Genomic DNA, 10,796 nt, shown 5'->3' with positions numbered 1-10,796 from the left:
TGTTCGGCAGGCTCAAAGACTGGCGGCGGGTGGCGACGCGCTATGATCGCTGCCCCAAGGTCTTCCTCTCCGCCATCGCCCTAGCAGCACTCGTCATCTACTGGTTATGAATCCTGAACCTAGGCTTGGACCGCCAGACCCCGCGCGCACCTGACCGCCCGCTTGGTCCACATTCCTGACTTGAAATACCTCGGCCTAGACCGACTTCAAGTTCGTGGGTAATCCGTTTCCTTCACGCCCTGTCCGACCAGGCGTCACAGGTATCGCCTGGCGTGCGCTGCATATCGCCGTGCCCTTGGCGATCATCACTGCCGTCATCTCCGCGGTTGGAGCCGAGGAAGTGATTGCGCAGCTCCGCGGAGCCACATGGGGCTGGATCGCCGCGGCGCTGGCCGCCTGCGCGGCCCAGACGGTGCTCAGCGCGATCCGTTGGAGGCTGACCGCTCAGCGACTTGGGCTGGCGATTTCGGAGCAGCGGGCGGTGGCGGAGTACTTCCTGTCCAGCCTTGTAAACACTACCGTGCCCGGCGGCGTGCTTGGCGATGCATGGCGAGCGGTTCGCAGCCGCAGTGGCGGGGGGCTGGAACCGGCGGCCCAATCCGTCCTGATCGAGCGGATGGCGGGACAGATCGCCCTCGGCGCGGTCTTGGTTCTCGGTCTCGCCGTATCGGGTCGGCCGCTTTTTCAAGGCACTGCCGCACTGGTCGTCCTCGCCGTCGTGGCGCTTCTCCTGATCTCATTCACCCCGTTTCGTGCGGTCCTCGGGCGCAGTCTGCCGACTTTCATGCTGCGTTTCGCCACGGCGATCCGGCACTGCTGGTCCGGGCGGCTTACGGCCTCGGCGCAGGTCAGTCTCAGCGTCGCCATCGTAGTGGCCAACATCGCTACATTCGTTTTCGCCGCCCGCGCCACCGGTACGGTGATCGGCCTATCCGACGCCATCCTCGCTGTGCCCTTGATCCTCTTCGCGATGCTCATCCCTCTCTCTGTGGCCGGATGGGGCTATCGAGAGGGCACGGCGGTGGCGGTCTTCACCCTTATCGGCTTCACCGCGGCCGATGGGCTCAGCGCAAGCGTGATCTTCGGGGTCGTCGTCTTCCTCGCCGCTCTGCCCGGCCTGATGGTTTTGGTTTGGTCCATTTACCGCCCCGGCGCAGGTCCCAAGGAAAACTGAAGGGCTCGCCAAGGCGAAGCTCTAGGAAGCCCAATGACGGGCGCCAAGCGATCCTTTTTCAAGCCTGAGTGTCAAAACCGACTTGAATGTGGTGAAGTCAAATCTCCTCTTTGATCCGCAATGCTATGGCTGCGATCTACCTTCAGGAGCACCGTGAGAACTCGGGCATCCGCTACGACGGCGTGACCTTCGGCAGCCCAGGCGACGTCTTCCCCAAAGGATCGGAAGACCCCCGTCTTCTCAGCTTACGACACGACTGCGACGTGGTCCCAAGGATCGCCTCCATGCGGGGTCGGATCGGCAACGACTGCCCGACGCCCGGCCGCACCCTAGAAATCGATCACTCAAAGACCAGGCGGTTCTCCGGCATCCTCGTCGGTGTGAAGTCCCATGCGATGCGGGAGTATGTGTCGACCATCGAGGCTCTCTCTCAGGAGCGATGCTTCGCCGTTGCTCTAGTCTGCAAAGGAGACGTCACCATCGAACGTGCACCCGAGCGCGGTCGTGACGGGGACTTCCGAGGCCGGATACTGCTTCGTCAGCCAGAACGGGATGACACGCCGGATCTCCTGACCTGGAGGCCACCTTCGTCGACAAGACCGTGGACATCGCACACGAGATGGATCGCTACGAGCTCGACCCTGAGCCCGAGGATGTCCCGGCACTCGCGATGTGAGGCAGTGGCAAGCTGCCAATGAGTGTCGTGGTTTATTGACAGCGCAAAGGAGACACACGCTAGTGTGCCCACACATCGGGCGGATTCCCCTGGAATCCGCAAACTTCCCGATTACTGCCCTCGGCTGACCGGTCGAGGGCTTTTTTCATCCACCATGGACATTTTCCGAGGCCCGACCGGAACCGCCCTGTCCGATGCCGGTTCTCCTCGCGACGCGGGGGCGCGACAAAGGACTGAAGACCCATGGAAACGGCTCATAAAGTTGGAACCGCGATCCTCGTTGCTGGAAACTCGCTTCTTGCTCCGGACCGCTCAGAACCAACGATGGGTCGAGCCGCCATTCGTTTCGTGGGTCTCCACCTCGTTACCCTAGGACCGCCCATCGTAAATGCCTTGATTAGCTGATTGGCTGCTCGCCAGGCTGGCGATGCTGACGATGAGTGTTGGAGGTCAGGTCCAACTTTCGGCCACCCGCAGCATCAACCCGCACACCATCCGCGATTGCTCGCAGCCTCTTTCGGTCGAGGATCGCGACCTGGTCTGGGGCCAGCATGCGGATCGCGTTTGATTTCTTGATCGCCTGGAGCGTGCGGCACAGCGTTTCTGACGTCATATCGAGCATGGAGGCGAGGTCTCGCCGCGAGAGCCAGATATGGATGACCGTCTCAGGCAGATCGCGAGCCTCCGGGGCCTGAGACAGCAGCCATTCCGCCACGCGCTGCAACGACCCCTTGCTTCGCATTGAAGATGCCCAAAGACGTTCCTTCTGCAGCTGTGCCGAGATTGTAGCCAGGTATCCGGCAAGCAGCGAACCGTGCGCTGACAGAAGAACTTCAAAGCTATCGCGCTCCATCAAGCACAAGGTAACATCGGTGGCTGCCTCGAAAGACATCCGGTATTCGGCGGTCAATTCACCTACGACATCTCCCGGGGAGAGCAGGCTCAGCACGTGTTCTGTCCCGTCGGACGACAGGTAGACTACCTTGACGACCCCAGACCCGATAATCCCGATCCGGTCGGAGGGACCGCCCTGCGCGAAGATCGTCGCACCGCGAAAAAAGCGTGCAACACGTGCTCGGCTGGCAAGGGCACGGACTGCCTCTGCATCGATCGGACCACAAATTCCGAGGCGATGCTCCAGGAATTTCAGGCAAGGTAGTGAGGGCTTCGGGGCAGCCTTGGTATCAATCAGCATGTCGGCCTCACATATCCCCGGGCCACGCTACACGCCGGGCCGGATGACGCCCACTCGATTGCCTCGAGCTCCCCATAGCATAGGCGATGACGCCCGACATTGACTTGGGTCACAGAAACCATGGGCCAGTCCTTGATCCACACGCTCCGTCGAATATCCGCCCGAGCAGCGCCCGCTTTTAGCTCGTCGCTTGGTCAAGCAGGGATGCGCCAAACGATCTATTGCATTACCGCAAGAGCCTTCCAATCTCGTCGCCACCAACTGACGTCTGCTTGGTTGGCTGGCCTTCGGTGAAGCTCCGCAGCGCCCACCTGCGAAGCATAGGGTGACATATTTTTCTGATTTAACTCATTGTTTTTCCGTACATTTTCTATCTGGAAGGTCTTGAAACCCATTCGTGCGAAACCGATCTCAGCTCAGGGCGAATAGTCCGCCCGCAGACTTGTTATGGAGATCGAAATGAGACGAGTGGCACTTGGCGCTCTTCTCGCCACCATCGTTGCCATCCCCGCCGTCGCTCAGATGGAAGAGGTGGATACCGACGGAGACGGAATGGCGTCCCTTGAAGAACTTCAGATCGTGTACCCCGAACTGACCGAGGACGAGTTCGCGACACTCGATGCGAACTCTGACGGCATGCTCGATGCGGACGAAATGACCGCTGGCATCGACGACGGCACCTTGGTCGCCGTGGATACCGAGTAAGCCAACGCCAGGAGAAAGCTCATGGACAAGCTGGATTGGCAGGAATGGCTCATCGGGATCGTCGGCGTCTGGCTGATCGCATCACCGTTCCTGCTACCCTACACTCCTGCGGAAGGCGCGTCCGCACTGATACCAGGGGGCACGGCCTTCATAATGGCCGGTGCGCTCACACTGGCCTTGCTGCTTCTCGGTTGGCTTGAACTAGCGGCCTGGCAACTCGGGGCCGGGATTATCCTGGCAATCGTCTTGATCATCTCGCCGTGGCTCTTCGGCTTCGCTTCTGTCGGCACGTCTGTCTTCAACGCAGTCGTATCCGGCGTGGTCTTGGGACTGGCGGTCTTGGGTGAGTGGGTCCTGCCGAACGACGATCAGCGGATTTCTCACCACTGAGAAGCAGGGGGCCGGTCAGCCCGGCCCCCTGACCAGAACGGTCGCTGCCGAGCGATCGAAACGCCTCTTGGCCGTGCCGGTTTTCATGACGTAGTCGTTTCACGACAGCGAGAGCACGGGCGCGAAGCCCGTGCTCGTTTCTTGTGTTGGCCTAAGAGAGCTACCGTACGCGGTGCCAGCTTTGGCGGTCGAAGGAAATATCCAGATCAGTTGCGACCGGCCGCCGAAAGCCGCAGCATTGCGGCATGGAAGTCCTAACGCAATTGGGTACGGGCGTGACCGATGCCAGGTCTGGATTCGATGTCATCGTCGTCGGTGTGGGCATGATGGGCAGCGCCGCTGCACGACATCTCGTGGAGATGGGTTCGAAGGTCGCACTAATTGGTCCCGACGAACCATCTGAAAAGCAATGCCACCAAGGAGTGTTTGCCAGCCACTACGATCAAGCCCGGATAACTCGGCGATTAGACGAAGACCCTGTTTGGTCACGCTTCGCTGACGCAGCCATTCGCCGCTACCCTGAGATCGAGCACAAAGGTAGGCAGGCATTTCTGACGCCGGTGGGGGCCATGATGGCGGGGCCCGAGAGTGGAGTAGGCAGCGATTTCATCGCGAAGACCAAGCAAGTCGCAAAGGACCATGCCATCCCGCATGTTGAGCTGCGTGGAGAGGCACTTGCGGCGCACTTCCCTTATCTTTCGTTCCCGACTGGCGTCACCGCACTATACGAGCTCGATGGTGCTGGCTGGATCAACCCGCGTCTGCATGTACGGGCGGAAATCAACGCTGCCGTTTCGGGCGGAGCGATCCTCCATCGATCTGAAGCCCTCGATATCATGGAAGACGCCAGAGGTGTCGCCGTCAAATGCAAGGACGGTACGACCTGGTCTGGCGGTAAGGTCATTGTCGCGTGCGGCGCATTCTCGAAAGCTGAGGGCCTCCTCCCCGATCCGCTGCCTATGAAGGTTCTAGCCCGAACGGTCGCGTTCGTCGAGATCGGTCCGGAGGAGTGTCGCCGCCTCGAAGGGATGCCATCGATCGTCTACGTCGCCCCCGACGGTTCTTGCGAACCCTATATACTCCCGCCTGTCCGTTACCCGGATGGTAAGAGCTACCTCAAGATCGGAGGCGACCCCGAAGACATACAAATCGAAACGCACGAAGAGCTCCGAGAATGGTTCCGTGGGAGCGGCAACCCATCCGCAGGTGCCTTCCTCGCAAAGCAGCTTCTGCGCCTGATTCCTGGGCTTGATGTTCGAACTGTCACGACTGGGAGCTGCGCCACCTCGTATTCTCCCACAGGCATGCCGTTCATCTATCACCAGACCGACCACATCATGGCTTTGACAGCAGGCAACGGTGCAGGTGCCAAATGCGCCGACGAACTTGGACGTCTTGGCGCACACGTCGCGTCCGGGAACCCGCTGCCGGAGGAATACGGGGAAGTATCCTTCAGTTCGTAGCTCCAGCCAGGAGCACAGGCATCGACCTGGCGACGCTGTCTCGAAACGCGGCAGGGAAGAAATCCGCTATGTGCGATAATGAGGACCTATCGAGCACAACGGTTCTGCGAAGGTCACTCAGTGGGCTAACTCCTTATCCGATCACCGAAATCTTTCGGTTTTCGATTAAGATTGCGCCAGGACAGGACGGAACACACATATCTTTTTCGTATCGTCATGAACTCAAGCTGCGGATTTGGTGATCGACCGTCTGACATAACCGAAACGGGCTGAAACTCGATGCAAGGTAGGTGTTGGGTCATCAGACCACGAGATCGAGGGAGAAAGCGCGTCCGCCCCATCATCCTCGCTCCGAGCGTTACGGCAGAGCCGATCGCCTGAATCGCGATCATTGTGCGATCCCTGAGGTTTGTGACCTGCGTCTGGACGCCGACGACGGCATCAGCCCCGAGGCTTTCGCCTTCTTTCTATGCACTATTTAGGCATCTTCCATCGGCCCGGTAAGGAGCCCGCGGTAGCCCTTCGAGCGGCCGCCGATGAACTCCCGGATCCCGGCCGCATCGCACTCGCACCGCGCGTGCTGTTTGCTTCGACGAAGCTGATGACGGAATGCTCCTGCCCTCGACGGTTTCGGTGGTGACGATCTTCATAGATGTTCCCAGTGCAGTTCTGGTGTCCAGCGCCATCAGGGACTGACCCCCTGGCGACACTAAGAACTGACCCCCTCGCTATTTGATGTGTTGATGGTTTGGTGCGCCGGAGCGGCCTTTTGCAAAAGGCCGCTCCGGCGCTTCTCGCGCAACCGGTAGCTCTCGCCCCGGATGGTTATGACGTGGCTGTGGTGGAGCAGCCGGTCGAGGATCGCGGTCGCGACGACAGCGTCGCCGAAGACGCTTCCCCATTCGCCGATCGCCCTGTTCGAGGTGACGAGTAGTGCTCCGCGCTCATACCGACGACTGACCAGCTGGAAGAACAGATGTGCTGCGTCCAGCTCGAAGGGCAGATAGCCGAGCTCGTCGATGACCTCCTGATCAGCATGGCCCAGCATCTCGGCAGGTGTCGCATCGAAGCTCCGATGCGGCTGCATCAGCCAGATCAGCACCCGAAGTGAGGACCAGTTCGGCGGCCGGTTCTTCATGATTTCGCTGGTTGCCGGATGAACGCGTCGTCGTCATGGGTCGAACTGGAGTGCAGGAAACTCGAGCTGGCCGCCACGCTGCCGTCGCATGACGTCGTCTTGCTTTTTGAGCCGCTCGACCTCGCTGTCATCAAGTCCCTGCAGGTCGCGCACCTGGTCGAGCGTAAGTCGATCGGCATCATAATAGTACTGCAGCTGTTGCTCGTCATAGAGATCAGCATTCGGAGTATCAGCCATGATCTCAGTCTCCCGTGTCTCCCCTCGGTAGACAGCTGCACCCCTAAGAGGGGGTGCTTCTGTCCACCGCTAACCCGCCTTCTTACCCTTGCGACCGACGGTGAGCGCATACTCAAGCGCCAGCGCGAGAAGACGGGCATCTGCAGCGGCTTGATGCGTAGCGGCATCTCGGTGCACTGAGCGATGTCTCAGATACGCCTGCGTGTGCACTCGCGGGTCCATCACCACGGTGTCTTCCGGCGATCAGGAGTCTCGGACGCTCGTCGGCAGGAACTACCTCTAGCAACCGATCGAGCCATCTCTGATCCACTTTTTGGTGCATCGGAGATGAGGATCCCATCCCCCGCCCTCGTGATTAGTTCTTTGGCCACATCAAACGCGGCAGGCGCGTCCTCCAGCTTCTCTCGCGAGATCCTGTGAACTTGCTCGCTGCGATCCGACCAGGCCGACATCTGCCAGCGTTCCTCAGGCCCGATCAGCGAGCTCCAAGTCTTCACACCTCTGCCGTCCAGCCATGCCAGGCCAACCTCGATCGGCCAGCTGTCGGCATTCAGGGAGCTCGCTTAGAAGTCGATGAATATCACACGTTCGAACTCGATCATGAGAAGGCGCCGCTCCCCTCCATCTAGTGCTTTCCTGCTTCTATCCTCCTTGCTGTACACTAGCACAGCTCGATGGAAGGGTGGTGCACTCAGATACTTTCCTGCTCTGAAATCAGTAGAGACAGCGGCGAATGCGTCCGATCGATCACCCAGCGTAGGCTATTTCGGTTGTCGCCTTCCGACAACGCATGTGGCGCTCGAGATCTCCCTTGACCGTGCCGACAGATTGCTCTCCCCGACGTGACGTTCTTTGTGCCGGCGCAACAAGCGCGCCGCCGAACCACGCTACCCCCGGCCCATCGCAACGATCCGAGAAAGGCGGGGACTATCGGACCCTTACCTGGTCTCGGGTTCCACTTGGGACGACTGAAATAGAGGCAGGCAGGTCGTCGATAGGCAACCTGCCTCTTCACTTCAGGGTCGGTACAGCCCCCTCCCGCACCTGCGCATCCTGGCTGGCGATGTGCAGCGAGCGCGCAATGCGCTCCGCCCGCTCGATGACATGCAGAGCCCCCTCGGGCGTGCAGACCTCGCCTGCCGTCTCCCGAAACAGATCGAGCCAGCGTTCGAAGTGCTCCCAGGTCACGGGTAGTCCCGCGTGCTTCGGGACGGGAGCGCCGTGGTAGCGCCCGGTCATCAGGGCGACCGACGACCAGAAGTCGACCATCTTCGCGAGATGCGGCTCCCAGTCGCTGATCCGTTCCGCGAAGATCGGACCGAGCACCGGATCGACGCGCACCTTGCCGTAGAAGCCGTGAACCAGCTCGGTGAGCACCGCTTCACCAAGACCGGTGCGTTCCATCATCTCTTGGGTCATGGCCGGCCGCGCGGAGCGGATTGGCGGTAGGGAGGCTTGCAAGTGGGACATGGCGGATCTGGCCTGGGTGACTGTTGCGAGGGCAGGATGAGGACTGTAATGGGTATTATAAATGCCGATTTATAGCGAGGCCGCAACATGCGCCTGACCAGCTTCACCGATTTCGGCCTCCGTGCCCTCATGCGGATGGCGAGCGCGCCGGAGCGCGCTTTCTCGACGGCCGAGATCGCCGAGGAGTTCGGGATCTCCCGCAACCACCTCACCAAGGTCATTCAGCGTCTCGCCAGGCACGGCTTCGTTGCCACGCGCCGCGGCGCCGGCGGCGGTGCGATGCTCGCACGTCCCGCCAGCGAAATCGGACTTGGAGACCTCGTGCGGCTCCTCGAGCAGGATCAGGCGCTGGTCGAGTGCTTCGCGCCGGACGGTGCCTGCTCCGTCACACCTGTCTGCCGCCTGAAGGCCAAGCTCTGCGCGGCGGAGGCCGCCTTCCTGGCCGAGCTCGATCGCTCGACGCTGGCCGATGTCGCCCTGCCGGCCCCTGTTCCGGCGCTGGCCTGAAAGGAGTGCCACATGGGAGCAGTATCCTTCACGACCGAGGGGTTCGTGGTCGACGCCGAGATCGTCGGCACAGCCTTCGACCTTCCGCCTGCCGAGATCCCGGCAAGGCTCCGTGCCGGCGAGATCACCAGTCGTTGCGAGACTGGTGTCGATGAAGATGCGGGCCGCTGGCGCCTGACTTTCTTTCACGGCGGCCGGGCTCTGCGCCTCGTCGTCGACCAGACCGGAGAGGTTCTTTCCCGTGCCACCTTCGCAGCCCACGCCCCAAAGGCGGGGCCGATCGATCTGTCCACCTTCAGTGACGAAACCTGAACCAATGACCTACTCACGAAACGAGGCATCAATGCCCGCTCAACTCGCCTCTTTCCGCCCGATCCTCGGCAGCCTTGCCGCGGTATCGGCTCTCCTTGCCCCGACCGCGGGCTCCGCCCACGTGAAGTGGTTCGCGCCCTACATCGTCGACGCGGCCCCCGCACCGATCACCCGGACCCTGACGGACCCATGGTTCTGGACCGGAATCGCGCTGGTGTTGGTGTTCTTCATCGCCACGCGGCTCGTCGAACGCACGGCGGCCGGCGAAGCGACGCTTGACGCGATGGACCGCGCCACGAACCCGCTCTGGCTCCGGCTCGACGACTTCGTCCGCATCGTGGTCGCCGGCTTCTTTGTCGCGATCTTCTCGGTAGGTGGCATCTACCTGACCCCGGATCTCAAGACACCGGCCGAGTGGGTCAGCTGGGTTCAACTCCTGATCGCAGCCGGTATCGTCTCGCGCAAGACTATGCCGCTCTCCGCCGCCGGGATCATCTTCCTCTGGGTACTGGCGCTGCGGGACTACGACCCGTTCCACCTGCTCGACTACCTCGCCCTCGGCGTCGCCGTGGCCGCCTACCTGGTGCTCGAGTCCTCGGGCCGGGAAGACTGGCGCAAGCATCGGTTCGAGGTGCTGCGCTGGGGCGTCGCCATCGCGCTGATGTGGTCGAGCCTCGAGAAGTTCGCTTACCCGGAGTGGTTCTACCCGCTCGTCGCGGAGAAGCCCTTCCTGACCTTCGGCATCCCGCGGGATATGTTCATCCCGATGGCAGGTGTCGCGGAGTTCACCATGGGCTTCGGCCTGCTCGCCACGCCGCTCGTCCGCCGGCTCTCCGCCCTCGCGCTGCTCGTGATCTTCATCACCGCGGTCTACCCGTTCGGCCGGGTCGACCTGATCGGGCATGCCCTCATCATGGCGATCATCATCGTCATCGCGGTCGATCACACCCGCGAGTTGCACTTCTGGTCCTGGATCAGGCGTGCGCTGATCGGCGTGCCGATCGGATTGACCGCTGCGCTCCTGACCTTCGTCACGGCCTACTGGGGTCTGCATGCCGCCTTCTACGGCACCGACACCCAGACCATGGCCGAGATCCGCGCGGAGAACAGCGAGATGGCCACGCACTCCTACTCGGTCGAGCATCCGCACGGGCCGCAGGTCGTGGCCACGATGCGCGACGCCGACGATGTCCCGGAGACCGCACCGGCCGACCTCGGCGACGCCTCCGTGGCCGAGGCCTACGCACAGTCGATGATGGGGATGCACGACGAGATGATTGCCGGCCTCGAGCACGAGGACCCGGACGTCGCCTTCGTCCTCGGAATGATCCCGCACCACCAGGGCGCCATCGACATGGCCCGCATCCAGCTCGCCGTCGGCTCCGACCCGGAGAACAGCGAGCTCGCCCGCCACATCATCGCCGAGCAGCAGCAGGAAATCGACGCGATGCGCGCCTGGCTCCGGGAGCGCGGCATCGAGGTACCCGATACCTGATGCATTCCCTCCGGTGCCGCGTCCCGATGCGGCA

11 protein-coding genes and 1 pseudogene are annotated in these 10,796 nt (G+C 61.7%); 8 read left to right on the top strand and 4 right to left on the bottom strand.

All coding sequences use genetic code 11. From position 1 onward, the window contains the following. Positions 1-110: pseudogene (locus tag F3S47_RS19095) on the top strand (IS5/IS1182 family transposase); the annotation flags it as partial. 104 nt (positions 111-214) lie between these two features. Beyond that, positions 215-1,174 (top strand): lysylphosphatidylglycerol synthase transmembrane domain-containing protein, encoded by a 960-nt coding sequence (locus tag F3S47_RS19090; RefSeq protein WP_150446911.1) that lies wholly within the window; start codon positions 215-217, stop codon positions 1,172-1,174. A gap of 1,073 nt (positions 1,175-2,247) precedes the next feature. Here the strand turns inward: F3S47_RS19090 and F3S47_RS19085 are convergent. Beyond that, on the bottom strand, positions 2,248-3,045 hold the full coding sequence (locus F3S47_RS19085) for a Crp/Fnr family transcriptional regulator (RefSeq protein ID WP_150446910.1): 798 nt from the start codon (positions 3,043-3,045) through the stop codon (positions 2,248-2,250). A 459-nt stretch (positions 3,046-3,504) separates the two neighbouring features. On the opposite strand from F3S47_RS19085, the gene F3S47_RS19080 reads away from it, so the two are divergent. The 3 genes from F3S47_RS19080 (at position 3,505) to F3S47_RS19070 (ending at position 5,603) form a co-directional block, all read left to right on the top strand. Then, a complete protein-coding gene (locus F3S47_RS19080; protein WP_150446909.1) occupies positions 3,505-3,750 on the top strand; it encodes an EF-hand domain-containing protein in 246 nt (81 codons plus the stop codon). 21 nt (positions 3,751-3,771) lie between these two features. Continuing rightward, positions 3,772-4,140 (top strand): SPW repeat domain-containing protein, encoded by a 369-nt coding sequence (locus tag F3S47_RS19075; protein WP_150446908.1) that lies wholly within the window; start codon positions 3,772-3,774, stop codon positions 4,138-4,140. Positions 4,141-4,385: 245 nt separating this feature from the next. Further along, on the top strand, positions 4,386-5,603 hold the full coding sequence (locus tag F3S47_RS19070; RefSeq protein ID WP_150446907.1) for an NAD(P)/FAD-dependent oxidoreductase: 1,218 nt from the start codon (positions 4,386-4,388) through the stop codon (positions 5,601-5,603). 709 nt (positions 5,604-6,312) lie between these two features. Here F3S47_RS19070 and F3S47_RS19060 read toward each other — a convergent pair. The 3 genes from F3S47_RS19060 to F3S47_RS19050 all read right to left on the bottom strand — a co-directional run bounded on the left by F3S47_RS19060 (position 6,313) and on the right by F3S47_RS19050 (position 8,397). After that, positions 6,313-6,741: an ATP-binding protein gene (locus tag F3S47_RS19060; RefSeq protein WP_396280135.1), complete on the bottom strand. Its 429-nt coding sequence runs from the start codon at positions 6,739-6,741 to the stop codon at positions 6,313-6,315. A 33-nt stretch (positions 6,742-6,774) separates the two neighbouring features. Then, on the bottom strand, positions 6,775-6,978 hold the full coding sequence (locus F3S47_RS19055) for a hypothetical protein (RefSeq protein ID WP_150446906.1): 204 nt from the start codon (positions 6,976-6,978) through the stop codon (positions 6,775-6,777). A 1,011-nt stretch (positions 6,979-7,989) separates the two neighbouring features. Continuing rightward, positions 7,990-8,397, bottom strand: a complete 408-nt coding sequence (locus F3S47_RS19050) for a group III truncated hemoglobin (protein ID WP_223877889.1) — start codon at positions 8,395-8,397, stop codon at positions 7,990-7,992. Between the two features lie 138 nt (positions 8,398-8,535). On the opposite strand from F3S47_RS19050, the gene F3S47_RS19045 reads away from it, so the two are divergent. The 3 genes from F3S47_RS19045 to copM are packed head-to-tail and all read left to right on the top strand — an operon-like array spanning position 8,536 to position 10,762. Then, positions 8,536-8,955 (top strand): Rrf2 family transcriptional regulator, encoded by a 420-nt coding sequence (locus F3S47_RS19045; protein ID WP_150446905.1) that lies wholly within the window; start codon positions 8,536-8,538, stop codon positions 8,953-8,955. Positions 8,956-8,967: 12 nt separating this feature from the next. Next, on the top strand, positions 8,968-9,267 hold the full coding sequence (locus F3S47_RS19040) for a DUF6522 family protein (RefSeq protein ID WP_150446904.1): 300 nt from the start codon (positions 8,968-8,970) through the stop codon (positions 9,265-9,267). Between the two features lie 31 nt (positions 9,268-9,298). After that, entirely contained in the window at positions 9,299-10,762 is a 1,464-nt protein-coding gene (gene copM / locus F3S47_RS19035) for a CopM family metallochaperone (protein WP_150446903.1), read from the top strand. The last annotated feature ends 34 nt before the right edge of the window (positions 10,763-10,796 follow it).

Origin of the sequence: Histidinibacterium aquaticum (genome assembly GCF_008710275.1) — a bacterium.
GTDB classification, from domain to species: Bacteria; Pseudomonadota; Alphaproteobacteria; order Rhodobacterales; family Rhodobacteraceae; genus Oceanicola; species Oceanicola aquaticus.
This window is presented reverse-complemented; position numbering and strand designations above follow the sequence as displayed.